General features: G+C 30.9%; 26 protein-coding genes, 2 other RNA genes and 1 pseudogene. 4 read left to right on the top strand and 25 right to left on the bottom strand.

What is annotated here, in order from left to right; translation table 11 throughout:
- Window positions 1-711 (bottom strand): DUF969 domain-containing protein, encoded by a 711-nt coding sequence (locus N4T77_RS15080; RefSeq protein WP_261672653.1) that lies wholly within the window; start codon window positions 709-711, stop codon window positions 1-3.
- Between the two features lie 69 nt (window positions 712-780).
- On the bottom strand, window positions 781-1,545 hold the full coding sequence (locus N4T77_RS15075; RefSeq protein ID WP_261672652.1) for a 5-oxoprolinase subunit PxpA: 765 nt from the start codon (window positions 1,543-1,545) through the stop codon (window positions 781-783).
- Between the two features lie 664 nt (window positions 1,546-2,209).
- Here N4T77_RS15075 and N4T77_RS15070 point away from each other — a divergent pair.
- A complete protein-coding gene (locus tag N4T77_RS15070) occupies window positions 2,210-2,920 on the top strand; it encodes a carbonate dehydratase (protein ID WP_261672651.1) in 711 nt (236 codons plus the stop codon).
- 75 nt (window positions 2,921-2,995) lie between these two features.
- Here N4T77_RS15070 and N4T77_RS15065 read toward each other — a convergent pair whose 3' ends face one another.
- From N4T77_RS15065 to N4T77_RS15050, 4 genes are all read right to left on the bottom strand, one after another.
- Window positions 2,996-4,000, bottom strand: a complete 1,005-nt coding sequence (locus N4T77_RS15065) for a type II TA system antitoxin MqsA family protein (protein ID WP_261672650.1) — start codon at window positions 3,998-4,000, stop codon at window positions 2,996-2,998.
- 16 nt (window positions 4,001-4,016) lie between these two features.
- Window positions 4,017-4,373 carry a hypothetical protein gene (locus tag N4T77_RS15060; RefSeq protein WP_261672649.1) on the bottom strand — a complete coding sequence of 119 codons (357 nt, stop codon included), beginning with the start codon at window positions 4,371-4,373 and terminating at the stop codon, window positions 4,017-4,019.
- A 193-nt stretch (window positions 4,374-4,566) separates the two neighbouring features.
- Window positions 4,567-6,447 carry a nuclease-related domain-containing DEAD/DEAH box helicase gene (locus N4T77_RS15055; RefSeq protein WP_261672648.1) on the bottom strand — a complete coding sequence of 627 codons (1,881 nt, stop codon included), beginning with the start codon at window positions 6,445-6,447 and terminating at the stop codon, window positions 4,567-4,569.
- A gap of 120 nt (window positions 6,448-6,567) precedes the next feature.
- Complete coding sequence (locus tag N4T77_RS15050) at window positions 6,568-7,335, bottom strand: DUF166 domain-containing protein (protein ID WP_261672647.1); 768 nt, start codon at window positions 7,333-7,335, stop codon at window positions 6,568-6,570.
- A gap of 143 nt (window positions 7,336-7,478) precedes the next feature.
- Here N4T77_RS15050 and ffs point away from each other — a divergent pair.
- Window positions 7,479-7,744, top strand: an RNA gene (gene ffs, locus N4T77_RS15045) — signal recognition particle sRNA large type.
- A gap of 13 nt (window positions 7,745-7,757) precedes the next feature.
- Window positions 7,758-7,949, top strand: a non-coding RNA gene (ssrS, locus tag N4T77_RS15040) — 6S RNA.
- Window positions 7,950-8,043: 94 nt separating this feature from the next.
- Here ssrS and N4T77_RS15035 read toward each other — a convergent pair.
- The 7 genes from N4T77_RS15035 to N4T77_RS15005 form a co-directional block, all read right to left on the bottom strand.
- Window positions 8,044-8,565 carry a GNAT family N-acetyltransferase gene (locus N4T77_RS15035; protein WP_261672646.1) on the bottom strand — a complete coding sequence of 174 codons (522 nt, stop codon included), beginning with the start codon at window positions 8,563-8,565 and terminating at the stop codon, window positions 8,044-8,046.
- Between the two features lie 122 nt (window positions 8,566-8,687).
- On the bottom strand, window positions 8,688-8,846 hold the full coding sequence (locus N4T77_RS15030) for a hypothetical protein (protein ID WP_261672645.1): 159 nt from the start codon (window positions 8,844-8,846) through the stop codon (window positions 8,688-8,690).
- Window positions 8,847-8,916: 70 nt separating this feature from the next.
- Entirely contained in the window at window positions 8,917-9,210 is a 294-nt protein-coding gene (locus N4T77_RS15025) for a WYL domain-containing protein (RefSeq protein WP_261672644.1), read from the bottom strand.
- Between the two features lie 27 nt (window positions 9,211-9,237).
- A complete protein-coding gene (locus N4T77_RS15020; protein WP_261672680.1) occupies window positions 9,238-10,062 on the bottom strand; it encodes an ATP-binding protein in 825 nt (274 codons plus the stop codon).
- The gene (locus tag N4T77_RS15015; protein ID WP_261672643.1) at window positions 9,944-10,897 is read right to left on the bottom strand and encodes a DnaD domain-containing protein; all 954 of its coding nucleotides are present in this window, start codon (window positions 10,895-10,897) and stop codon (window positions 9,944-9,946) included. The genes N4T77_RS15020 and N4T77_RS15015 overlap by 119 nt, the downstream gene beginning before the upstream one ends.
- Before the next feature lie 67 nt (window positions 10,898-10,964).
- Entirely contained in the window at window positions 10,965-11,549 is a 585-nt protein-coding gene (locus tag N4T77_RS15010; protein ID WP_261672642.1) for a sigma-70 family RNA polymerase sigma factor, read from the bottom strand.
- A 333-nt stretch (window positions 11,550-11,882) separates the two neighbouring features.
- Window positions 11,883-12,353, bottom strand: coding sequence for a hypothetical protein (locus tag N4T77_RS15005; protein ID WP_261672641.1), 471 nt, complete (start codon window positions 12,351-12,353; stop codon window positions 11,883-11,885).
- 352 nt (window positions 12,354-12,705) lie between these two features.
- On the opposite strand from N4T77_RS15005, the gene N4T77_RS15000 reads away from it, so the two are divergent.
- On the top strand, window positions 12,706-13,347 hold the full coding sequence (locus N4T77_RS15000; protein WP_261672640.1) for a helix-turn-helix domain-containing protein: 642 nt from the start codon (window positions 12,706-12,708) through the stop codon (window positions 13,345-13,347).
- A gap of 50 nt (window positions 13,348-13,397) precedes the next feature.
- Here the strand turns inward: N4T77_RS15000 and N4T77_RS14995 are convergent, their stop codons facing one another.
- The 12 genes and pseudogenes from N4T77_RS14995 to N4T77_RS14940 form a co-directional block, all read right to left on the bottom strand.
- Window positions 13,398-13,541, bottom strand: a complete 144-nt coding sequence (locus tag N4T77_RS14995; RefSeq protein WP_261672639.1) for a YvrJ family protein — start codon at window positions 13,539-13,541, stop codon at window positions 13,398-13,400.
- A 167-nt stretch (window positions 13,542-13,708) separates the two neighbouring features.
- Window positions 13,709-13,927: a DUF2922 domain-containing protein gene (locus N4T77_RS14990; protein ID WP_261672638.1), complete on the bottom strand. Its 219-nt coding sequence runs from the start codon at window positions 13,925-13,927 to the stop codon at window positions 13,709-13,711.
- Window positions 13,928-14,089: 162 nt separating this feature from the next.
- The gene (locus tag N4T77_RS14985; RefSeq protein ID WP_261672637.1) at window positions 14,090-14,314 is read right to left on the bottom strand and encodes a DUF1659 domain-containing protein; all 225 of its coding nucleotides are present in this window, start codon (window positions 14,312-14,314) and stop codon (window positions 14,090-14,092) included.
- 79 nt (window positions 14,315-14,393) lie between these two features.
- On the bottom strand, window positions 14,394-14,636 hold the full coding sequence (locus N4T77_RS14980; protein ID WP_261672679.1) for an Ada metal-binding domain-containing protein: 243 nt from the start codon (window positions 14,634-14,636) through the stop codon (window positions 14,394-14,396).
- Window positions 14,637-14,892: 256 nt separating this feature from the next.
- Window positions 14,893-17,280 carry a restriction endonuclease-like protein gene (locus tag N4T77_RS14975; RefSeq protein ID WP_261672636.1) on the bottom strand — a complete coding sequence of 796 codons (2,388 nt, stop codon included), beginning with the start codon at window positions 17,278-17,280 and terminating at the stop codon, window positions 14,893-14,895.
- 79 nt (window positions 17,281-17,359) lie between these two features.
- Entirely contained in the window at window positions 17,360-18,382 is a 1,023-nt protein-coding gene (locus tag N4T77_RS14970; protein ID WP_261672678.1) for an McrB family protein, read from the bottom strand.
- A gap of 39 nt (window positions 18,383-18,421) precedes the next feature.
- Window positions 18,422-18,982 (bottom strand): annotated as a pseudogene (locus N4T77_RS14965) (DUF3578 domain-containing protein); the annotation flags it as partial.
- 412 nt (window positions 18,983-19,394) lie between these two features.
- Window positions 19,395-20,159, bottom strand: a complete 765-nt coding sequence (locus N4T77_RS14960) for a hypothetical protein (protein WP_261672635.1) — start codon at window positions 20,157-20,159, stop codon at window positions 19,395-19,397.
- 48 nt (window positions 20,160-20,207) lie between these two features.
- Window positions 20,208-20,567 carry a hypothetical protein gene (locus tag N4T77_RS14955; RefSeq protein WP_261672634.1) on the bottom strand — a complete coding sequence of 120 codons (360 nt, stop codon included), beginning with the start codon at window positions 20,565-20,567 and terminating at the stop codon, window positions 20,208-20,210.
- Window positions 20,568-20,742: 175 nt separating this feature from the next.
- Window positions 20,743-21,975 (bottom strand): DNA (cytosine-5-)-methyltransferase, encoded by a 1,233-nt coding sequence (gene dcm, locus N4T77_RS14950; protein WP_261672633.1) that lies wholly within the window; start codon window positions 21,973-21,975, stop codon window positions 20,743-20,745.
- A 134-nt stretch (window positions 21,976-22,109) separates the two neighbouring features.
- On the bottom strand, window positions 22,110-24,476 hold the full coding sequence (locus N4T77_RS14945) for a Sau3AI family type II restriction endonuclease (RefSeq protein ID WP_261672632.1): 2,367 nt from the start codon (window positions 24,474-24,476) through the stop codon (window positions 22,110-22,112).
- 944 nt (window positions 24,477-25,420) lie between these two features.
- The gene (locus tag N4T77_RS14940; RefSeq protein ID WP_261672631.1) at window positions 25,421-26,311 is read right to left on the bottom strand and encodes a DNA adenine methylase; all 891 of its coding nucleotides are present in this window, start codon (window positions 26,309-26,311) and stop codon (window positions 25,421-25,423) included.
- Window positions 26,312-26,358 lie beyond the last annotated feature (47 nt).

The raw sequence follows: 26,358 nt of genomic DNA, 5'->3' as shown, positions 1-26,358 counted from the left end.
CTAGCTCAACTCCTTTACTTCCTTATTTTCATTTTCAAGTTCATAGACCTCTATTTCTTTTTTAATTTTTCTATCTAGTAATATAAGCCTAGTACCATGAATTAAGAAGGCAGCAATAGCAGTTGGAATACCCCAAAGTGCTATATGTATAGGCTCTAAGTTAATACCATTTTGATCATAGAAACCTTTTATAAGTAAAATAGCCCCAAAAGCTATAAATATGTCTTCTCCAAAGAATACACCAACATTATCCGCAGATGCAGCAAAGGCTTTAATTTTATTACGAGTTTTCTCTGGCAACTGACCAAATTTGTTTTCCGCTGCAGCTTCAGCCATTGGAGACACTAAAGGACGTACCATCTGTGCATGTCCACCAAAACTTGTCAGCCCTAAAGCAGCTGTTGCCTCCCTTATAAAAAGATACAAAAGCAAAATACGTCCAGAAGTAGCTGCTTTTATCTTGCCAATTAGTACCTGGGACTGTTCCTTTAAACCACTTCTTTCCAATAATCCAATTACAGGTAGGGTAAGGATGAATAATGATAAATATCTGTTTTTCACAAAAGATTCTCCAAAAATTGTGAGAATCTTTGCTATAGGAAGGTTCCCTGCAAATCCTGTAGCAACCCCAGCAACAGTTACAACTAAAAGAGGATTAAAGCGCAGTGCGAAACCAACAACAACAATTACAACACCAATTAACGTAAACATATTTTTTCTCCTTTCAAACAATAAATTATATTCTGATAACTATATGTGAATTTAAAATTAATTACTTTACTAACTTTCTTCAAAGTTTTTAACGTCAATATTACAGGCTTTTAATTGCTTATTAATTTCTTGAGCAAAAGTTAAAGCATGTACACCATCTCCATGAATACAAATAGTATCTGCTTTTATTGGAATATCAAAACCTTGCTGACAATGTACTTTTCCTTCTATAACCATCTTTATTACCTGTGAAATAGCAGCTTCACTATTTGTAATAAGAGCATCTTCTCTAGTTCTTGGGGTGAGAGAACCATCCTTTTGGTAAGTTCTATCTGCAAAAACTTCACTAGCGGTACGAAGTCCCATATCTTCCCCTGCCTTTATAAGTTCACTGCCTGAAAGACCAAATAATATTAGCTGTGAGTCTACCTTGTAAATAGCCTTAGCTATTGCCTGAGATAATCCTTGATCCTTAGCGGCCATATTATATAGTGCTCCGTGAGGCTTTACATGCTGCATTTTTCCCCCTTCTGCTTTGACAAATGCACTTAGAGCACCAACTTGATAAACTACCATATCATAGACATCCTGGGGTGAAACACTCATGTTTCTTCTTCCAAAACCAACTAAATCAGGCAGTCCTGGATGTGCCCCTATTGCAGCTTTATTTTCCAGAGCAAGCTTTACAGTTTTCCTCATCACCGCTGGATCTCCTGCATGAAATCCACAGGCAATGTTTGCGGAGGTAATAAATTTCAATATATCCTCGTCCATTCCTATTTTATAGGGACCAAAACTCTCTCCCAAATCACAGTTTAAATCTACCTTATACACTTTAACCCTCTCTCTTTCCCATGAAAATAACTTTCCTTTTATCTACCGTTCCAATTTCACTTCTCATCATTCCAATTCTATATAATCATAAATTCATTATATTCACTTTTATGGTAAAAAATCAATAGTTTATTAAAATAATTAACGTATTATTAGTATAATAATGCTTTTATTTATCATATTTAAATAAATAATTACAATAAATTCAAGATATAAATAATAAATTTCATTATCCACTCTATTCAGTCAATTTTGGTTTATTTATACTTTTTTGATTTTTATAATTAATATTACGAAACCACTGTAATGCCAACAATATTTATAAAATTTGATTTTATAATAATGGACTAATCCAAATTGAAAATGGACTCAGCGTGGTTGGTAACAAGTGTCCACTTCCATATACAGTGAATCTTTCACAATTCCAGGGACGGAACTGCTTTAATGTTTCCCTTGGAGAAAAGTAGAGAACCAAAATCTTTGATTTTCTGTGAATCACTTTCACACCGTGCGAGGAAGTATTAGAATGGGTAATCATCGGATAAATTCTGTAACATAATCAATATTTTTTCATAGAATACATTAGTGCTATTTAACCAATAAGAATATTGATAACCTGACTTCACAATATTACATAGAGTAATAAATTATTAGGAGATATAAGATGGGTAAATATAAAATTATTAGATATAATCCTGTAGGACCAACTAATGTATATTCATATTTTGTTACAAGCAACCCTCCTACCTCTTTTAATCCTATTAGCACATATCCTACTATTGATGAAACTGCTTTTATCGGTCCTTTTTCCAGTATTATTGGAGATGTACGAATAAACAAAGAAGTATTTATTGGATGCAATGTGACAATTAGAGCTGATGAAGGTACACCATTTTATATTGGAAATAAAACTAATATACAAGATGGAGTAATTCTTCATGGCTTAAAAAACATAAAATTTACAATAAATAACAAACAACATTCTATCTATATAGGAAATGAAGTTAGTATTGCTCATGGAGCTCTAATTCACGGTCCATGTATTGTTGGAAGTAATACTTTTGTGGGATTTAATGCTATTGTTTTTAATTCTATTGTGGAAGATGGCTGTTACATTGATTTGGGAGCTATAGTAACAAATGGAGTACGAATCCCTGTTAAGAGTTACGTTCCGGTTGGAGCTGTAATAGATACTCAAGAGAAAGCTAATGCTCTAAATAAGGTATCAGAAGCTGATGAGGATTTTGCTAAAAATGTAGTTAAATCAAATATGGAACTTTCACAAGCCTACTCTCTAAAATTTGGTGATATCAGATGTAGTTGTGGTCTTTGTTGTGATCGTAGTACTTTTAATAATTTACTGAAGGATGTATAGAAAAAAGACAAGTCGGTTAGATGTAAAATTACATTAACTAACTTGTCTTTTTTAAACTTTATGTGGATTTTAAGTCTATTCTAAAGTTATATATTTTGCGTAATCATATGAAATTAAAAAACCGGTGTTGGTCTCTTTCCAACCTTTCTCTCTATGAGAATACTCAGAAATCTCACTGCAATTAAAAGGTTTAAATTTATTGCTAATCTTTTCAGCTATTTCTAGTTCATCTTCATCAAGATATACATCTGAACTATCTGCCTCAGCTATAATATATTCACCGTTTGTTTCATCATCCTCAACTATAGAAATAATACCTTGTTTTTCAAGAAGCCCTAGTAGCAAATTCCTATTTTCGATAACAGGCCCCCTAGGCAAACGTGCGTATTCTAAGCCGGTCATTGAAATTGTTTTTTCTCTAAAGTATATATTATCTGTATAATAAAGCAGTTTCATTAGTTTAGTCTTGAAAAGCTTTATCTCATTTAGTGCAAAATATATTACTAAACTTTTAAATTTTTCATAATCTAGATATTTAAATCCGGTATAAATGTCGTTTCTATGTTTAACACTTTCTACTACATTATGCTCAAGTTCAGATATAGCATTTTCTGATAGCAGTTGAGCTATCTTTCCTCTAAGCAGCTTCTCTTTTGATGGTGACAAAACACTAGGATTATTGTCCAAGATATCTAGCATATTCTTTGGATTTTTAAGAAGTATGAGTGTGTTATTATGAGCTTTGTCTTGAATAGCACCCATCTCATATCGATTCATCGTAATTTCTCCCCACTTTAACAATTTGGAGAAAGCTCTTTGACTTAAACCATAGGTTTCCCGAATAGCTTTAATTTCCACAGGTAATAAAAGTCCATGCATTTTCCTATATTTTTCAAAGGCTCTTTCAATATTTAATTCATCTAATTCCTTGTCAAAAAGTTCTTCACCACAGGTTTTACAAATACATAGCTCTGCTTCTATTTCTACTTCTTCATCTTTAACATTGTATATCTCATTTCTTTTTAATATATCAACAGCCTCATAATCATCACAGACATGGCAAAACAATTCTTTTTTCAAGATGAACACCTCTCTCTTACTTATATGAATATCTTATTGGAAAATCAGCTTTATGAAATCCCATAATGCAAAGTAATTTTCCCCTACTGGTGTCTTTTATTTTTAATTTTATGTATATCTGGTACTGTTCTTCATCCTTACCAAATTCCCATATAAATCCTATGAATCTAGGATTATTATCCTGCTCGGGACCATTAAAATAGTTCTTATATGTCAAGTTTAATATTATATCTAATGCAATTTTTAAGTTTATTCCGAGATTAGTTAAATTGTTTTTAGGTCTAGGAATAAAATCATAATATCCGGCCGCTATAAGTGATTTAACCTCCACAAGGAAGCTGTTTATTTCTTCTATAGTTGATTGAACTGCCATTAAGCTCCGTCCTTCCTTGAAAATATGCTTTATGCTAAGTATATAGTATATTATAACCAAATTCAATAAAATGTTATCACATGATAACATTTTATACGCATAGATTTAATAAACAATATTTCATTAATTTATTTAAAAGATATCCCTTTTGCATAATATCGCTTAATTATAAGTTTATTTGACATAATATCTTTTAGAATAGATTATCAAAGGATGACATTAAGTGGTCATATTCTGGCAAGTAATTAAGGCAAATGAAGGAGTACTCTCCTGTTGTTGCTTTTTCCTTAACACGGGACATACTAATAAATACCGCATCTTTTATTGATTGAGAATTTGGTACATCGCAGTAAATTTTCCCATTTACATACCTTGTAGAAGGTGAATCTAAAACTAATACAACATTAGGTGTTTGCCATCCTTTATAGCTGTGATAAGAACTAACTTTAAGCCTTCCAGTACCTCCACGAAATCTCCACTTTTCAGAGCGTCGGCGTTCAATATCTCTATGCCTCTGTAAATCATATACATGAGATGTACGAATACCTTTATTCTCAAAATACTCTACAATTTCTGCACCTGTATTTTCATTAGTTGTGAGAATCGTAATATCTTCCCAATCATTGCTTTGGCATAAAGTTTTTATATGATGCTCAAGCTGATACAATTTTTCAATATTATAATTGGCCCTATAGTTAAACCAGAAGGCTGTTTGTAATAAAGAAATCTGTTGTTTATCACGTGGTACTAAAATATCTTCTCCATCAATATGTAATTGCTGACGAACTACATGTATTTTTTGGACAATCCCCTCTGGTAAACGATATGTATATTTTAAATTGCCCGGTCTCCCCTTAAATCCAATATTCTTAATCTGCTCAGAGTCCTCAATCCACACGCCGTGCTCAAATAAATCTTGAGCTTTGTCGTAAACAATAAAGAGTTCCCCTTTCCCAGTGAAAAATTGTTTTATAAATCGAATCCATTCCCCTTTAAAATCTTGTCCCTCATCAATTAATATATAATCGTAATTAAATTGATCCTTTTTAGGATTTTTAGCTAAATATTCATTAATAGCACCCATCCATCTTTCTGTGAACTCTTTTCTATTATCATCAAAGTCTACTTCAATTTCATGTTCTGTCATTATGACTTTCAATAATTCATGGAAATGTATAATGGTCAAATCTCTTCGTAATTTTTTCCGTTCTCCATCGTATTTCTCTGTTCCAAATTGCTGGCTGCATAAATCTCTTAAATAATGACGTAAAGTAATATTAAAGGTTAAAATAAGTACACGGTTATTTTCCTTTAATGCTTTTACACCTTTTTCTGCTAAAATCAATGATTTTCCTGATCCTGCTACGCCGCTCCATCTACGAATAGTTCCGGGATTAAGATCCGCCAAATCTTTTTGTGCTCCCTTTAAAATATAGGGTTGCTTACGCTCATGATTATAGTCTGAATACTGTAAATGCTTGGCTAACTCTTCTACTAACTGCTGCAATAAACCATTATTATTATATTTTGAATGCTCCATAGCCAATGCGTAGGTATGTTTTATTGCTGTTAACTTGTTTTGTGCATTTTTAATGTATTCAATATCTTCCATTGTCCAAATTTTTGTATACTTATTTCCATACCCACAGAAAGCTAATACCTGTGCTTTAGATGCTCTATGAAAATATACTACAGTTTCTATACAACCATAGTAATTTTCAAAGTTCTCAGCAAGATAAACACTATTATTCAATTCTGCTTTTAGAATACTTTTTTTATAGTTTTCTACTTGATTAATTGGATTCTTTTTATGTGCTTGTCCATCTGTTCCCCGAATATATCCACCATTTTCATAAACATCTAAATCCAAATTCCAGTCCTTAACCTCTATAATAATAATTCCACGTTCAGGATGAAGTAAAATGAAATCTGGCTTCATAGAATTTATATGGGGCTGCTCAAATATTCCCCACCCATGAAAACGTGGACTGCTCCTAAATACATTTAATAAATATGTTTCACCATCTGTTCTTGGATCATTAGGATTAAACCCCTCAAAAATTTCCCCTGGCATATTTCTCACCTCAAATATATACAATTTTATTTTATAACTCTATACTATATATAAACTAAAATATAATCATTAATTACTAGTTTTCATATATTTAAAATCTCTTTTAGATTACTTAATGGCTCATAGTATCCCTATTCTTGCTACCTCTTCTACTATTTCAGCCTCATCTATAGCATTATAATGTATGTGTCCTGCTACATGCACTACAGTATCACCTAATTCAGCGTCCCTATAAACATCTCCAAGACAAGAAAAACCATGCCAGTATCTAGCTGCTATATCCTTAGCTTCTGTATCTATTATACTACCTTCTAGTTTCTTTGCTATATTATACAGATTGCCGCAGGGAGTAGTAATTAGAATCTCTGCCTTTGTTATTTTGTTGTTTTTGTCAACATACAGCCTGTACTTTGGCTTACCTATCTTAAACTTTTCTATAAACTGGTTTACTACTTTAAATTCACCATATTCAAGGGCGCAAAAAGGCTTAGGGAAGGCATATTCAAGCTTATACTTTTTGCATTCTTCTATGGTTTTATCTCTCACCCACTTTGACAGCCAGTCCTTACTTTCTAATGGTACCAAAAGCGCCTTTCCTTCGCTTAAACTTATAAGTCTAGGCAGCTCCATTAATATATCTTCATGTATACCTATGGCAATAGCTATATCATGTTTTTCTAATTTATCTGGCAGATACTCCAAGGGGTCATCTATAAGGATTGGATAAGTATTAGGAAGTTCTAATATCTGAACTACATTGTCTATGTATCCAAGCTCCTTTAACAGTGGAATAATCCTCTCATTTGCAACTAATCCATCTGTTTTTATAGAATTTTCAGTTTGTGAAAACTTACTTCCAGTTTTAGAACAAATAATAAGAATCTTCATTAGAAACTCTCCTTTCAATTAAAGCTGTTATAAAAATATATGAATATTAGGTTTAAATTACCAAACATATATCCCTTGAATAAGAACTTTAGTTATGTTATTATAATCTAGCAACGAGGAAATAACTTAATTAAAGATAGAATTCGTGCTAGATGGGGAGCCAGCGGTGCCCTGTAACCTGCAATCCGCTACAGCAGGATTGAATTCCCACTTTAGACTTTAATCTGTTAGGTCTGACTGATCAAAGTGGTATTGAGAATTGGGTCCCATGCAGCAGAAGCTCATGAAGTCCGTCAGGTCCGGAAGGAAGCAGCGGTAAGTGATAACTTCTGAGTGCCGTGGATAAACCTGATTTGAGCTAACTGGATTAGTAACGCTAGTAGACTAATTGTCAACGGTGGGTGCACGATGTACATAGATTATTTTTTCTGAAATATTCGCTAAGCTCCTATTTTGAACCTACATTTAAACTTCGGGAGTCCAATATTTAGATGAGGAAATGTACCTTCTTGTGAGTCCTTTTATGGCATTGAAGGCGATTGAGACATCTGTGAGGACACCCACCTATCGAGAGATAGGTGTCAAAATTGGAGCACCGGTATTTTGGAGTTTATATTTAGAAATTTTCAGCCAATGCTTAGTATTATTAGGCATTGGCTTTTAGATTATTTTTACATAATTATCATTAGAAAAAATATGCTTTCCTGATTACCTCTCAAAAAATTCTTTAGCATATTGAACTACACCACTTACACTTTTTAAGCTCCCCTCGATCAGCTCCATCGCCATAAAACACTCATCCGGCACTTCAAAGGGAGCCTTTATGCCCCAATTACTTGCAGGGACATATCCAAAACGAGGATAATAAGCCGGGTGTCCAAGTACAATTACAGAACCAAACCCCAAGTTTTTTGCAATTTCATGTCCCTTTATAATAAGCTTTCCTCCAATCCCTTTGCCATGCAACTCAGGAACAACAGACAAAGGCCCAAGAGCCAGAGAAATATTTTCACAAATTTTAATTTTTGTAAAGAGTATATGCCCCACAATTTCGCCATCCAACTCTGCCACAAGTGAAAGTTCCGGAATGAACGCTTCACTGTTTCTGAGACGGTTAACCAGGTTTTGCTCGTCACCGTCAGAATGTTCTACCTTTTCAAAGGCTAATTTTACTACACTGTAAATAGTGCTTATGTCTTTTTCTTGTTCTTGTCTTATAACTATATTCATTTTTATGCTCCTTCCATTTAATACTCCATATCAAATAGCTTATCCTTATAATCTTTCACAAAATATCTTTTACCCTTGGAAAATAGCGAATCAACTTCCTATTTTATAGCAAAGAGGCAATCCTAGAACTTAAAATTTAGCCTTGATATTATTTTATTATGTTGAATGGAAGTATTAGCTGATAATACAATATATCCGTTACTATATTCAGCTTTACCATTATAATTAGCCTGAATATTTTCAAAATCTTCTTCTGTGTAGTGTATATTCTTAGCATACATACCGATTCACCTTTCTTTACCTTTACCGTAATTATAACAAAATACATACAATAAAGGAAATCACTCTTTATCAGGTATCAAACAAGTAGGCTTTGTGTTGCAATGAATTACTAATATTTATCAATTCTCCAAGGATAAATATTTCATCAAGAATTTCAAAGGTTGAAATACGAGAAAGTTTAAAGACACGATAATCCTGCTTGGAAACGCAGTAGCCTTGTGAATACCAGCGTGATTTTTTTAACACCAGCCGATAGGGTTCAACCTTCCGACTACTTTTTTGCCCATTACGGTTGGAATAATTAAAAGATAGAAGTTTCCTATCATTCAGTGCTTTTTTAATTTTTTCAAGGTTGGGTTGCAAATTCTTATTGCCAATCCAATATAATTTTCACATGGAGCTTGATATTCTATAATTATTCTCCTTTCCTTCAATCTGCACAATATAATTCTTACACATCTCAATAATTCTGCTGCCTACTCCTTCATCAAAAGATAAAAGACTTTCTGCATTAAATTCCGATGATATAATAATAGGCAATTTATTCATATACCTATAATTAATTATTTCAAAGATTATGTTAATATCTGACTCATTTATTTTTCCCTTATACAAATCATCAATCAATAGTACCTCACAGTTTTTGTATCTTCCTATAAAACGGGCATAGTAATCTTCATCTAGGATATTTTGTTTTATTTTTAAAATTTCATCTCTATAGGACATATAAACAACCTTAATTCCCTTCGATAAGAGATTTACTCCCAATGCCACAGTCAAGTGCGATTTACCGCTTCCAACTTGTCCTAGAAAAGCTATGCTGTTTTTTCTAGTGTTTCTAATGCTATTAAACTGCTTAAAGTACTCAATAGCAGTGTTTTTTGCTTTTTTTGTGACTTCATTATAGGGCTTATAATTAGCAAAGGTCAATGTATTCCTTTCCATTTGAAGCCCGGAATTTTTCCATATCAGAAGAGCTTTGTCCATTTCTCTACACTGGCAAAAAACTATAGTATCTTGATACTTGGAACTTTTCTTTATAACAAAACCTGCTCCCCCACAAGCTGGACATTCCTCTTTGTTAATATCAGAATGATTAGATAAGCTCATCTTCATTTGTGTCTGATAAGATTCTTGGTTCTGGTGGTTTATAGCCTGTCCATTTTCCCTTATTTGTTTTCGGACTCTTTGAATTACCCCCTCTATTTTCCCCATTGATTCCTTTAAGTCCTTCATTTTTCTTATCCCCCTTTCTCTTTTTATAGTTGTTAATAACTAATTCCGCCTCCCTCAAAGTTTTTACCCCCTTATCCTGCCAGTTATATAATATCTTTTCTACATACCTTAAATTTCTTACGTTGCTTTCCACTGATTCTTTTATGGCAAGAATAATAAGCTCTGGATTCTTAAACTCATCACAGAGAAACTGTATTTTTTCTAAATCATAAGAACCAGGAAACCTTATATTAGCACTGTAGTAGTCAACTACTTTTTTAAAGGCTTCTGAGTTCTCTTCTCTGCCTTTAGATAAAATTCTGTTTTCATCTTCTCCTCTAGGCTTGGCTTTCTCAGGCTGCTTAACCCCTTCTTCCTCTTCTTCTATACTATCTGTAGTAATCTCTGGTATTGCTTTGTTAGAACTTAACTCTTCCTGTACTAAATTTAAGCAGTCCTTCTGCTCTTTCGTAACACTGGAGTTATTACAATTACCATAAGCTTTATGATACAACTGCTGAATTAAAGCAAAATCTATAGTATACCACTTTGTTTTATCCATCTTGCACTTATTAAAGTTAGCTGAAATCACAATACCCATAGACTCAAGATTTTTTATTGCCTTCCTTATACTACTTACTGATAAAACATAAATTTGTTCCTGCCAATTTTCATAAGTATTATATACCCACCTTCTGCCTTCAATAATATTAGTACTTTTTTCTAACCAATAATTTATTTGGCTTAAAATTATAGCTTCATTCATCCCTATAAGCTTTGCTAATTTAGGATTGAAAATTATTACCGTATTGTCCTCTACAAGCGATCTGTTCAATCTTATCCCCCCAAAACTATTTCAATCACATTGGTTTTGTTGTAAAAATCAATAATTATAGTAGCTTTTAATCTTCAAAACTTAATCTTAGTATTTTTAATACTCTTCTTTTTCTATTTATAGCAGTTCTGTAACATATACCTTTAAACTCTGCATATTTTTCCAAAGTCTTATTTTCATAATAAAACCAATTAATTAACTCTAAATCCTCTTTTGGCAGCTTATCTAAAGCCTTTCTTAGCAGCAGCTTTTCTTCTTTTTTTAAAAGTTCCTCTTCTATATTTTCCTCTGCAGGTATAGCAACTATAAATTGGTTACCATCCTCATTTGCACTATTTAGGCTACAGCAGCTGTTTTCCTTTATGTTGTCCCTTATTAAACCGTAGAAGCTTCTAGCAATAGCATTGGTAACATATCCAGTAAAGGCACTACTCTTAGTCACATCAAACATATTCACAGCTTTAATTATGGCTACTTGTCCAATTTGAATCAAGTCTTCTATATCATACCCTTTCACAAAGGTACATCTTGCAGACTTTATAACAAAAGGAGTATAGCTTTTTATTATATCTTCCATAGCTTTTTTGTCTCCTGTTTTAGCTAAAAGAATTTTTTCTATGAGCATCATTTCACTAATTGTAAAACCCCCCATCTATTTAGCAATTTTATTAACTAAAATTTTTCTAAAACTTAAAAATAAAAAAAGCCCTCAAAATTTTTGAGAAGCTATAGATAATATTTAAGTTTTTTACTAACCATTCTTTACTTTATTTCAAATTTATGTAAACTATTTACATTTTAATTATAACATAGTTTTTTTCCTGTTGTACTACCAATTTTCAACTAAAATCCTATCTACTTACTAACCTTTTACTACCTTTCTACTCACCTTTAACTTAAAAAAAGGAGTAGATATACCACCCCTAGCGAAACTTTATGTATAATAGTTCCCTGATAACTTTTAACACTATATTTACCAGGCAAATTAAATCCCTATGCTGTACATTTCTGCAAGTTTATCTATACCTTTTTTTCTATTTCGATTTAGTACACTATCACTCATAAACAACTCACCTTTTAAGTGTCCCCAGGATTTTTTATCTAAGTAATATCCTTTTATAACATCTTTGATTTTAGGATCTAATCTGCCAATACAGTAATCAAGTTTTCCTAGTTCATACTTAGAGGCTTTTATTTTTTTTATGATTTCTTCCTCAGCTTCTTTATTTACTCTTTGAGATAATTTTTCATATATGATAGCAATTGTACTGGTTTTATCTGACAATGAACAGGAATGAGCTTTTCTCTCAAAATTTGATGAAAAGTTCATTGACTCAATCATTTCTTCTGGAAGTAAATTCTGAAAGGTTTCTAGCTCGAATTGCAATTGTTTTATGTCGCAAGAAATTTTATTATAGTTCTCCAGTAAATATATGATATACTCTCTCATTTCCATTGACTCCCTCCCGTATCTCCCATATTAGATTAAATATGTCATATTATTACAATAATATTATATTATTTTTATTAATTTTAGTCAATATTATTATTTCTTATTTATCAAGTTTTTGTTGACTATATGCAACGCAATCTGTTTTTAGCAGAACAATACCATATTATAAATAATTTCATTACAAATGACTTTTGGTTAGGTTATAATTTGAACATTCTTTGACTACAGGCAATGTACTTGATATAATAAATTATAATTATCTACAATTATAGATAATTATAGATAATTGTAGATATTTAATTATAATAATGTAATTGACAACTTTTTATATAAGGAATAAAGGTAAGGTGGTAATATGACTTTTAATAAACAAGAGTTTGCAGATTTATTAGAAAAGGCAAGAGGTGATAGGTCAATAACAAGATATGCTTCTGAAGTTGGCTTAAGTCCTGCCCACATATCTCGATTATTACGTAAATTACTAGATACCCCTCCTTCACCAGCCACTATAGCTAAACTATCTCAACTAGCCCATAATGGTGTAACCTATAAGGATTTTATGATAGCTGCTGGCCATATTAATGACATAGAAAACAAAGATGAGATCAGCAATAAAAACCTAAGTATAGAAAAAAAGTTTCATCAAACCCTTACCCCCTATTTATTTTCACTAGAAAATGTAAAGTCAATTACTCCTCCTGGAAAGAACTTAGGCCTTTTCACCTTAATAGTTGATTTTAAGGATGGTTCCTACCGCAGATGGTATGTAGCATTTATGGAGGCAGTCAATAAGAATATTTTTTTGAATTTTTTAGGACATCTTACCCTTAATTCTTTTAAAACAAATGAGAAAATAACAGTTGTGGTTACTTCACAAAAAGAATATAGTGTGGTACTTAATAATAAGCCCAAATCTCTTAATGCTAATCTTTATGTAATGTTAATTGATTTAAATAGCCTTGAAATAATAAAAGAGGAAGTTCTCTGCGAAAATTAGCATATTACTTCCTCTTTTTTAAAGTCAAAGAAACTCCAATTTTTTCTCATCTAATTACTTTTAATAGCATTAGATAAATTATTTATACTCACTGTTAAAACTTCCAGCTTTGCTTCCAACCTAACTAGCAAATATATAGATACCGCTATGGGAAAACCAACATTTGCTATAAGATTTAACAACTCACTACTCATTTAACCCACCTTCTTTACTAATGTAGTGTATAGAAAAAGCACAGTAGATTTACTTAAAACCAATTCTAGTTTTTGTAAATTAGCCTGTGCCTTATCATTCTTTAACTTTCTAATTTTCAGTATTTACTGGATCACCACTAGCTTATATAAGTAGTGGTAGTTCATCGCTATTTTACAGATAACTCTGAAGAAGTTTTGTCTGTAATTGATGCAGAGTCCTTAAACTTTAAGTCTCCACCAGTGGATGAAAAAATGTTCTTTTGAATTATTACGTCCATAGCAGCACTTACCTCAAGATCTGTGATATCTTCTCTTATGTTGTTAACTCTTATAGCAGTTTTCTTTCCTTCTTCATTTAAAAAATTCATAACTAGTGTTTTAGCCATAGTTTTTCCCCCTTTTAATAAAATTTATAGTAATAGACATAAAACCTCTCACCTTTGTAGGCGGAATAGTTCATAAAAATAATTTAGTTTCCTAGCTTGGACCCCTTCTAAAGTAGAAGAAGTCCTGTAATTTCAGTTCCCTACCTTTTCTGCTCTTTAACCTTAGACATTTGTAATGCCACTTTCATCTTCTCTTATTATTTCATCTAAGGTTTTCCCTATAAGCTTTTCTACCTCTTTTGCCACATCGAAAAGGTCCTGTTCTGCAGCATTGGTTTTCACCTTTGAAAACCTCTGACTTTTAATTATTTCCTTTCCCTTTGGATCTACACCATCTATATATTTTACTATTAGTGTAGTCTGTAGCTTTGTTGCTGTTGCAGCCATATTTATCAACCCCTTTCACTTAGTATATATACAGTTAGGGGTGATATAGGCAAAATTAATTAATAAATTTTATTAGGTATCATCTATCTTTATTCTTTTTCCATTCACTATATTCTTTTGGCATACAACGAGCACAGGGACGATATCCAGCTGCAATTGCTGTTTCTTCATCTGCAAAAAACACACGATGTTTTACATAATTACCATTTGTTATGTGGCGCAGTGCAGATGGGCAGTCTAGTCTGCCATAGATTTTTAGACGCTTGTGTCCTCCTAATTTTCCTTTTGTTTCACTTTCATATGATTTGTTGTTTACGTCTATAAGTGTATATGTTTTTGTTTCTAAAGTTACTTTCTCCCATATTAATTCACCTAGTGTTTTATATTCTTTTTATAGTTATTGATGCCTTTTTCAAAATGTTTTCTTGAACATCGTATACTTAATTTTACACATTTTGTAACTGAATTTTGATAGCGGAAGTTCATCTGTTAAGCGATTCATAAAGCAAAACCAGGTGCTATCCCTGAAATCTTCTGCTTTATTTTTGTTGCCAAAGATCAAGAGCTTAACTTAGAGCTTATTGCCTACTAAAATACTCCAGTATTTTATCAATATCAACTAGCTTTCCATCTACCCTCAACTTCTTAGAATTCAAAATCTCTATTTTTATATCCCCCAGCATAAAATGATCCTTACGTCTCAATATTCTCAACCCTTTAGCATTACTCACTTCCTTTAAAAGCTTATACAACCTTATTTCAATTCTGCTTTTAAAACTCAATTCATGGATAGTTTCTGCATTCTTCAGTAGATACATAGTAGTATAAGTTATTAGTTCCACGCCATATTCTACTGTAGATATTGGTCCCACGGGCAATATCTCATCTAATTCAAATCTTAAGTACTCTTCTTCCCCACTGCCTTTTTTAAGGGCTAACTCTGCACAATCTTTTCTCTTATATCTTCCTATTTCTTTTATCTTCCCATAGTAATATACGCCTGAGTTATCTCCAAAATAATTCTTCGATTGATAAAAGGCAATGTATTCTACACCTAATCTAACGTTAGATAACACTTTAGCTGGTATATGATAGAATTTATCTTTTATATAGACCTTTAAATGCTCTCTATCACTTACATTAGCCACCATCACATTGGTATTCTTAAATTTATAATAATCATCTTCCACCTCGTAAGTAGGAAGCTTACTTTGGGATTCGATATAAGATTCATTTAGTATTTTATAAAGGTGATTCTTTATTAGATTAGTGCTGCCTGGAAGCATGGGAAAAGCACCAATATTAACTTTTTCTATACTTTTGTAAAATTTATGACTTTTAAACTCTTCTTCATTTGAATAGGGAAACATAACGTAAGCGCCAAAGGTATTATACTTAAACTGAATGCTTTCATCCATTTCACTAACTATGGCATCTCTATATCTATGCATTACGTTTATATCATCTTCCATTGGTCCGATAATATTTTTATCATCTATGCTTAACCTATATTTAGCATCAAAGATGTAAACCCTGGATTTATCTTGATTATTTCTAAGACAAAGAACAGTATCTGGCCTCTGGGTAGAGGTTGGAAGCCTAGAATAAACTTTGTTGTACCATAAATCAACACTGCTTCCATTCCTGCTTATATATGTGGTCTTAGCTTCTTTATTTTGAGTAAGAGATAATGTTATGCCATTATCTTTTGTTTCTATTATCCCATTTTTAACAGTTACAAAGCCCATTTCACTTAATATGCTGTGAAGCTTCATATAACACCATATCTCGTATAGCTTCCACAGCTTCTTTGGTGTCATTTCATAAAGACCTTCACTTATGTCTAGGCCTTTTTTCAGCATCACATAATAATAGTAGATCTCTTTATAACCGCTAGACATTTTAAATACCAGAGACATACTTTTCCTACCCTGGATATCTGACATGTTCTTAAAAAATCCATTAAGATGTCTTAATAACCTATTTTCAACTAATGTCAATGCTTTAAAATACTCATTTTCTTCTCCGTACATATTAGCTATATTGTTCTTTATCTGTTTGACCCTGATAACAATGCTCTTAAGCATAAACTTTACATATTGATTCTCATATATATCAAAGGTTGTGGATTTTTTTATCTCAACTACCTTAGTGGGAGTATACCTCTCTCCTTCAATTTCCATAATCCCCCTAGCAGATTTCATAAGACTATTATTGTGTTTTCTTATATAATCTATGGTATTTCTAGATACCTTCTTAGCTCTATCTACGCTTTTAGTTTCTTCCCTATTTATAACACCGTGCTTAGGGTAGCTCTCAATTCTCTTTATAGCTTTTTCTAACTGTTCATAGATTTTCATAAGAATACCTGTGAATTCTATACCAGTTTGGTTAGGAATTTCTTTTAAATCAGCAGTTTGAAAGGTTTTACCTAAAAAATCAAATACCATTGAGGCTATTTCTTCATTAACTTCATTTAATATTTCCTTATAGTCCTTCATGTAATCCATCTTAGATGGAAATATCTCTATAGTAAAAGTTAGCACCTCTTTATTATTCTTCTTGACTTTAAAAGTTGAATGGCCTATGTCTCCATTGAAACCGAAGCTTCCAATTAGATTGTTTCCTATATATGTTATACCTTCTGTAATTTCTTTATCTATATGGTCCAGTTCCAAAGTTTCCTCTGTATAGTTTTCTATAAAAATCTGATATATGCCATCCTCAAAAAAGGAAGGTCTCATGGCAGCTCCACTATTTTCAAATAATTCCCCTTCATCATTGGAAGTTTTGATCTGAGGATCATATATATCACTATCTACAAATAAATGAGCTTCTAAATTAAAATTTGCATTAATATACTGAAACTTTTTATTATATAAATTTCCTGTTATATATAATTTAAAGTCAGTAGTTTCAATATATAAAAGAGTTTTACTAGAACCAGTACGTTGCAAAGCCATCATATTTATACCCTCTTAACATGTCTAATATTTTTGATGCACTTTTAGTATATATGGCATCTTTTAAGAAGTTCTCAGCGTCTTATAAATAATTAATATCTGATAATACAGCTTCTTTTCCTAAACAGAAGTTAAATAAGTCTACTAAAACATCTTTTATTATAACTTCACTTCCACTTATGGCAGGCAGTATCTTCTGCATTATTTGACAGTCAAAAGCCGTATTTTCATTTAAAAGTTCCAATTTCTTGTTTTCTACCATATAAAATATTATTTCGTCTCTAACCCTATAGGCAAAATGCTTTCTAGCCTTTTTAAGTATATCATTTATTTTAACTATATTATTATTGATGGAAACTGCATACTCTCTATACTCTTCTTCTATATCATTTATGTTTAAATAGTTAGTTTTGATGAAGCTGTTATTCACATTCTCACCAGTTACTTCATCAACTTCTTGGCTATCCAGAAACAACTGATTTAAATCCACTTCTGAAAATTCTATGGTATTAGCTCTGTCTAGTACCTTTCTACTGAATTGGAATGTAGTATCATCCATATTTACTGTTCCCACTATATATAAGTTTTCAGGTATATATGATTTGCCATACTCATTATTAATGAAGTTGCTGTTAAATATATTATCTGTAACAATCTTACCTCCCTGCACTCTTCTGCTTTCAATAAGGCTTAGGTATTCACTTAGGTAGTATTCAACTCTAGCTAAGTTCATTTCATCTATGCAGACAAAATAAGGCATAGAATTATTTTCTGCAGCTTCTTTTATTATCTCTGTAAGCTGCCCGGGAATAAATTCGTCATTTATATTTTTGTAGCCAAATAACTCAGTGCTGTCATTCCAATCTGGTTTCACTGAAATCATTTTGAATCTGCCGTTATTAGTAGTAGCTCCTATGGCTTCTGCAAATAGCCTTACGATTTTTGATTTACCTGTACCGCTGATACCTGCTAGAATGACGAAGGGTTTTGTTTTTAGGGAGAGGTGGAAATTTTTGATTGAATCTGGGCTAAAGATGTATCCTTTTGATATTATATATTTATGTATGTGCTTAATAATATCACTATGACTTAATTCTCTCTCCATATCTATATCCACTGTATTAATGCTACTTACATACGATTCATAATAACTCATTATTGATAACAGATCTTCCTTCAAAATACTATCATCTGACAAATTATTTGCATCATATTCTACTGTTGTAATAGATCCAGCTTCATAGGATTTTCCTAGATCTCCATCTCCTAAGGATATTGGCCTTTTTATATCTTTATTATCTAAACCTATCATTTTCCTAATGTTATCAGCATTTTCTTGTAATTTCTCATTTGCTGCTCTTTTATAATTATTGACGTACTCAGTTACACCTTGATTTAATGTCAAATATACCTTATCCATATTCTCAGAAAATAAATAAACAACGTATACACCTTTTTGTGTTGAGGTAGTGATGGATTTATTCATTATATCAATCCAAGGAACCTTTGCCCAGTTTCCTTAACCGATGGAGCCTTTTATTTCATATTTATCTTTATCAATAAAATCTAACTTTTTCAGGAAAGTTGGAATTTGATTTCTTATTATCTCACCTAATTTATGACCTTTAAATTCTTCTCTTCTTCGAGCATTTACATAGCTATTTATAATATATTGAAAAAGCTCTTTTAATTTGTTATCCTCCACAGTAGAAATCCTCTCCTTATAGTACAGCTCTAATTTTTCTTCCAATATTTCCTTTAGTTCCTTCAAATCTTTTTCATTTAATCATATAGCTAGTGTACTTGGTGTACATACTGAACTTGCAATGATAAAGGCATAGATATTAAATAGTAGAGGATATAAATTAAATGTTACTTATGTCCCACAGGCTAATTTTTTAGGGAAGATATGATAGAAACCACCGATGCAATAGAATCGGTGGTTATTGATTTTGTATTATAATTATTTATACATTAAATTCTTTTACTGTAAAATAAATCTTCTTACCTATTTTTCCATAGTTACGAAACTAATCTAAATTATCATAAGATTAATCTTCTTTAACTCATAACAAAACTTTTTCGTCTTTACTTATATATTTATATGCTTTTAATTTCTATATGATTGTATACTTTATCGAATTAGTTGCTATATCAAAATTATACTCTACCAATTTTAGATTACTCCACACAGCTGACTTAGCTGGTCTTCTTCCTATAAGGTAATTTCTTCTAGCTAACGAATCTCTAGTTTCAATCACCGATTTGTTTATGCTTTTAGCAACTAAAAATGCATTTATCATAGAATAATTTCCAAAAGAATATTCTTGGTTAATCCAATCAACATATTTCATAACTTGTTCTATATCCTCTACTAAAGCTACTCCTTTTTTTAATTCCACAAGTAAGTACTTAGAAATAGTACCTGGAAATCCTGGTATATATTTATAGCCAAATATGTCCATTTTATCCACATATTCTAATGGTTTAAATGGTGATGCGATTACTTGATGGCTTATATAATCCCATTCTCCAAATGTATTTATAGTATTAGTATCATTATTTGCTAATTGGTGTAATGTTCCTGATTCAAGAGCCATTTCATGCTCTAATAAATTAGAATTTGAACAAGCATCAAGGATATCTACCATATTTAATTTATAATTATTTTTCTTAAGTTTACTAATAATCTTATTATGAATAGTATTGTCAAAACTAAAAATATCATTAGAATTAGGCATGTTCAAACAATTTTCATTATGCATTAATATAATATCTCTGAGAGCTTTATTCTCTTCATCGTCTATTTTTATAAAAGATAATTTAGAAAATGCCCTCAGCATCTTAAATTTTAATGGATTATAAGCTAGTACATCATCCATGTCTACACCTTGAATAAAAAAATAAGGATTAGGTTCAAATATACAAATTCATCTGTTATCGACACTTTCCTCTCCAAAGTCAACTAATAACTCATTTTTAATATCTTTATATCTACTATTTATGGGTTTAGATGAATCTAAATAATTACTAAATTTGCAGTCATTTTCAATATTCTTTAATCTTCCAATGCCATATATCTTTCTATTAATAAAAAAATATATATTGTCCCCCTCTTTCATAGTAGCATAATCAGCAATAGTGGCTTCATGGTGGATTTTCCATATATTATTTTCCGGTTTACTCAGTTTAGTAGAATAAACCCCCTTCTTAATGCACTCTTCTAAAGGTTGCGTTATAGATATTTTTTTGCTTTTAGGCTTTTTTAAACTCATTATATATCCTGCCATTACTTTTCTCCTTATAAAACTCATATAATTATACCAATATAATCCTATTTGAATTTTATAACATATAAATAATGCTTGTCTATATAGTTCTGAATATTTTAAATTATAATCGGGTATTATTGAAATATAGTTCTTTAAATAAATTCTAATTATAGAAAAAAGAAAGACTATTTTCTTAGTCTTCCTCTTCTACTATCTGTTGCAACTTTCTTCCCATATGCTCTATTAAATTTACAACTAATGCATTGCCCATGCAAAAATACCTAAATGATTCTGTCATTCCTGTATCAGTCCAATTATCTGGAAATCCATTTATTCTTTCACATTCTAACGGAGTTAATAATCTTAACTTTCCAGTTGCAATGTCAGAAACAACATGAGTGCTTCTATTTTTGCTTGCCTCACTTGTCAACATAGTACGTGCTGGTTTATCTATAGGATCCGGAAATGCTATCCCACCTTCTCTGAACATATATTTATGACCTTCTTTAGAAGTTCTTTCAATTGCTTTTGGCCCTTTCATATAAGTCCATTTTTCTAAATCATCATCAGATAAAATGTATTTTTTATCTACATGTTTTTCTAATATATCTTGTAATGTTATTTGATGTTCTGTTAACAAATTTCTTGGAATAGTTTCCATTGTATATATTACTCCATTTCTATAAATACCAGAATTTTTAAATTCAAATTTGAAATTATTAGAAATCTTAAGTGTATCCAAATCATATTTTTCTTTTATATCTATACTATTGATAGATTCTTGTGGAAAAGTTTCTACATTAAATATAGAACTGAAAAATCCTAAATATTGAAGTTCTTCATACACACCTTGTCTTCCTAATTCTTCATAATAATTAGTTGAATTATGTACTGCAAAAATGAATGTACGTCTTCTTCTTTGCTGAAATCCATATTCTGCGGCATTTATAACTCTCCACTCAACAGAGTATCCTAATTTTCCAAGACAGTTTATTATGATTCCAAAATCACGTCCTCGCTGTGCTGCAGGTGATTTTAGTAATCTATCAACATTTTCTAAAAGCACAAATGGCGGTCTCTTAGTTTCTAAAATCCTTTTAATCTCCCACCAAAGTACACCCTTTTTGCCTTGTATTCCTTTAGCACCAGTACTAGCTACTGAATAATCTTGGCATGGGAATCCCCCAACCAATACTGTGTGATTTGGAATGTGATTGGCCGGAACTTTAGCAATATCTATATTGCTAAAGTCATCTATTCCACCAGAGGCTTGAAAATGGTGCTTGTAACATTCAAACGCATATTGAACTTTTTTACTAGGTTCCCACTGGTTTGCCCAAACCGTTCTCCAATGTGGATAACTCTTTTCAAAACCAACTCTAAACCCACCAACCCCAGCAAATAATTCACAAATTGTATATTCCATTTAATCTCACCTCCTCATACATAACGTATAGATTATACTATATGTTATCCAAAAAAGAAAGATCGATTTGAAAAAAATTAAATTTCTCAAAGAATTTTTATTCATAATTCACTATTATATTATAAAAAAGCAGGCTAAATTTCTTTCTCAATTTGCTCTTTTACATACTTAGCATTCAACCAAAAACATTTTTTTCTTTCCATAGTACCTTGTGGTGTAAGTGCTAAGTCATTTACGTCTTGTCCCTTAGGTCTTATGTGTGCAATTTCCCCATCACTAATTTTTATAAAGTTATTATAATCACCATTTTTAATTTTATTTGTGGTGTCAACCCATACCTTGTACATGCTATTATTTAAATCTAATATAGGCATGTTCCAAAACATAACTTTACAAAGTACGATATTATCTAAATTTAACTCTGATTGCTTTTCAAAATTAATTTTGCTCTTAAATATTATCCATAAATGTTTCTTATTTTCAAACTTATCTTTTATAGTTGATGTTTCCCAGTCTTCATTTACTATTTCACAATAATTTATTTGCTCAAAAGACATAGATTCTTTTGGCATACCATTAGGTTTTAATAAAATGGTCTTAATTTCAATGTTAGCTTTTTTAAATTCTTCAAAGTTATCAAGCTTATCTCCAAAAACTACTTTACAAACATCATCTATTACAAGTCTTATAAAATTCTTAGCTTTTCTCTCTCTCTTAATTGAATACATATTTATAATTTCTTCAAGGTTTTTATTTAAAATTACATTAAAAACATTATAAATTTTTTTATCAAAAAGCATATCTTTATTACTTAAAACCTTAGCTGGCTTAAATTGTCTATACAGTTCTTTTCTCAGTAATTCTTCTATTATATAATCTACATATGACCTCTTATATGAAAAAGCTCTCTGTTGTGCTAAAAGATTTGAATTAGGTTGATTCCTCATGCTTTTTTCTGCAGTACTTCCTTTAGTGCACGCACCCAAATACATTGTATCCCCTTCGGAAATTTCATGCGCTTTACCATTCTTAACTTTCGTAGAAATTGTATTCCAATCATTTTTAATAATATTTAAATCTTGCTCTGATGGAGTCCATAAACTGATAATCCTAAATATTAAATCTTCTTTAGCAACATCTTTTTCATGCATATAAAACATCAAAAGAAGCTCTTTACACTTCTTCATTAATGAATTCTTGTCCCAGGTTTCATCATTTAATTTAAAATAGTCAATAATACTAAGCACTATTCTTTCCTTCGCTGAATATCCCATTTTTTCTCTTAAACTATCGGAAGTAGGTTTTGGTTTTATAGTCCTAAGCGGACAAACTTTTAACTCTACTCCTACTTCATCAAAGTCAGCTTCTTGCCTACTATTAACTTTATATCCGAAGTACTCTTCTTCTATAGTTTGTCCAAATTTTCCTTTAGATTTTTCATTGTTGAACCTTCCATTTTCCGTATCAAGATGTAATTTATTTAAGCTGCTATTAAGTAATCTTCGTGCATATTCTTCTATTGATTTTTTATTTTTCCTATCATAATTACAATCCATTTTAATCCCCTCAATCCCATCTTCTATTTTTAGCTTCCGTGCAATAGCTTGTGCTATAGGAATACACGTCACTTGTATAATCTGATTATATGCTTCACCAAGTTTTTCACTCTTTTTAAAGCTATCTGAAAATCCCTTAATTCTGTAAATTTCATCAATGGTTAATTCTCTTACTCTATTCTCTTCCGGAATATATATATATCCATCTATCATCCTATATGAAATATATGGATAAATACCATCAATAGAATAAATTTTCCCTTTGCTATCCCAAATTTGATATTTTTTCATAATCCCTTTGCATATTTCTCCAGATTCATATTTTATTTCTTCATCAAATAAAACATATTCTTTCGTATCAATATACTTAAAATTTGACCCTTTATCCAAAAATCCCCTTAAGCATGCTTTATAGTGAATATCTTGCAGAAAATTTAATTTAAATGTATCTTTATAATAGTGCTTATTCTTAGCAACTATGAATAATCTTTCTATATTTTCGGCAGACTTAAAATCTCTTGCATTCAAAACTTTCCATTCAACATAATAGTCTATTGCATTTAACTTTTCTAAAATCGACTTAATCATTTTGTTGTTATCAAAGATACCTAACGCTCCTGTATTTTCTATAATCACTATTTTAGGACTTTTCAAGCTTATAATATCAAATAATTTTTCCATCACTCTATCATCTATATTTTTAATTCCCCAAAAATCAATTGGTGTTACAGTTTCACAAGCAAAGGAAGCCAATAAGATATCAAATTCCAGAATATCATTTACATTAATATTTCTTATATCTCCAGAAGGAATATGGCCATAGTTAGCTTCATATACCTTCCTGCATTCTTCATCTATTTCTGATGAAAATACGCATTCAAATCCTTCTTTTTCAAAACCAATTCTAAAACCTCCGATTCCTGAAAATAAATCTATAAACTTCATTTACATCCCACTTTCCAAGCATACGTAAAATTTTTATCTTAAAGTAAATAGTAATTCAAAGCCACTTTTAAATTATAATGAAATACTATATGCCAACCTAACTTTTAGCCAATCACTCAGAATAAAGATTGATATCTCTATAAATATCAAATACCAGTAACCTCATACTCTCGCATATTTAGAATTATGTTGAATTTATTCTAGTAACAAAATACGGAGGTAACCTTAGCAATCTTTATTAAATATATTCCCTTTATTATACATATTAATTATAACACTTTCATTATTTCCTTACTATGCATTTTGCTAACACACAAAACTTTGCACAAAAATTCCTAATTTTCATTATATTAACTGAATTTATTTTTTAACCTTACTACTATTTGAACATGAATTCTTTCTATCAATATGCAATTTATAGTTATATTTGCTCTTCCCTTTATCAAGTGCTTACACGGTATTTCCTTAACTTTTCATATACCAACATATATAATTACGGAAAACCTATACTTTAACGCAAATATCCTTGTTTCTGCGTAATTGTACATCCCCCTAACGCAAAAATTCCCTCAAACCTAAGTCTGAGGGAACATAAAACACACTTCAATATTTACATAAAATCCTTCAAAGCCTTTGATATCAGCCTATTTCTTTACTAGCTTAACAACTGTCTCAACGTGGCTCGTGCTAGGAAACATATTGCTATTTTAAATAAATCATTCATCAGAATTACTACCCGCATTTTTATTACTTTTGACATAAATTGAATCCAAGCATTAATAATTATATATGGAAAATATCCTTTAAAACCTTTTATTTGAAATATTGGCAAACAAAAATACAGATTACTTAGTTATTTTCATCTTATAGTATGCGTTAAATATAGTATATAAAACATTTATAGTTACTGGTCTAATATATCAAGCAATGTTGACAGTTTACTTTTATATTCTATTTTTAACTTTATACCAAATTATTTCTTTACGGTTTCCATTGTTATTACCTTTAACAGTTGTAGATGTTTTCAAATATACTTCCTCTTTATTCCACCCATAATTAACTAGTTTATTATAAATATCACTATCATAACCACTTACAATTACTTGTCCTTTAATTACTAATAACTTTTCAACTATTTTTACATGTTCCTCTTTGCTCAATTCAAAATCTCCATAAGCTTTTTTTGCTTTTCTTGTATTAATATCGTATGGAGGATCTAAGTAAAAGATGACTTCCTCATAATCCCATCTTTCTAAGCAGGCAAATACATCTTGATTTGTTACTTCTATCTCCCTTAACTTTTCTACTACATCTGGCAAATTCTCATCTATATTTTTAAGCCAACTACTTACTGCCATAGCCATTCCTCTTCTATTATTACCCTTACATTTCCAAGTTTGTTTAGCATCCATTGCTCCAGTAGCCTCCCTACTTTGCATAGTAGCAATATAAAAATCCACTATTTCATCTACATCTATATTTGATTGTTCTAATTCTTCTCTTAATGCTTTTTGTTCTAAAAACCTCTTTTTTGCTTCATCAAATTCAATTTCACTATATAAAGTAAGAGTTATTTTTTTCTGAAACTCATTCCTTAAGTTTTCATCTTTTAAAACTCTAAAGAAATGTGTTAAATATAAGTTTTTGTCATTAAATACTCTTTCTCCAATATTAGTATTAATACTTACAATTCCACTTCCTCCAAATACATCAACAAATCTTTTAGCTTTGCTACTGTCAATCAAATCTAATATCCTATTTAAAAGTTTTCTTTGAGTATTACCACCTTTGCCTCCATACCAATTTATCGGTGAATCAGTTATTTTTCTTATCAAATTTAAAACTCCTAATAATTACTATTATTAAAGCATATTAGGAGTTT

It is taken from the genome of Clostridium sp. CX1, from assembly GCF_025398335.1.
Taxonomy (GTDB): domain Bacteria; phylum Bacillota; class Clostridia; order Clostridiales; family Clostridiaceae; genus Clostridium_AM; species Clostridium_AM tanneri.
This window is presented reverse-complemented; position numbering and strand designations above follow the sequence as displayed.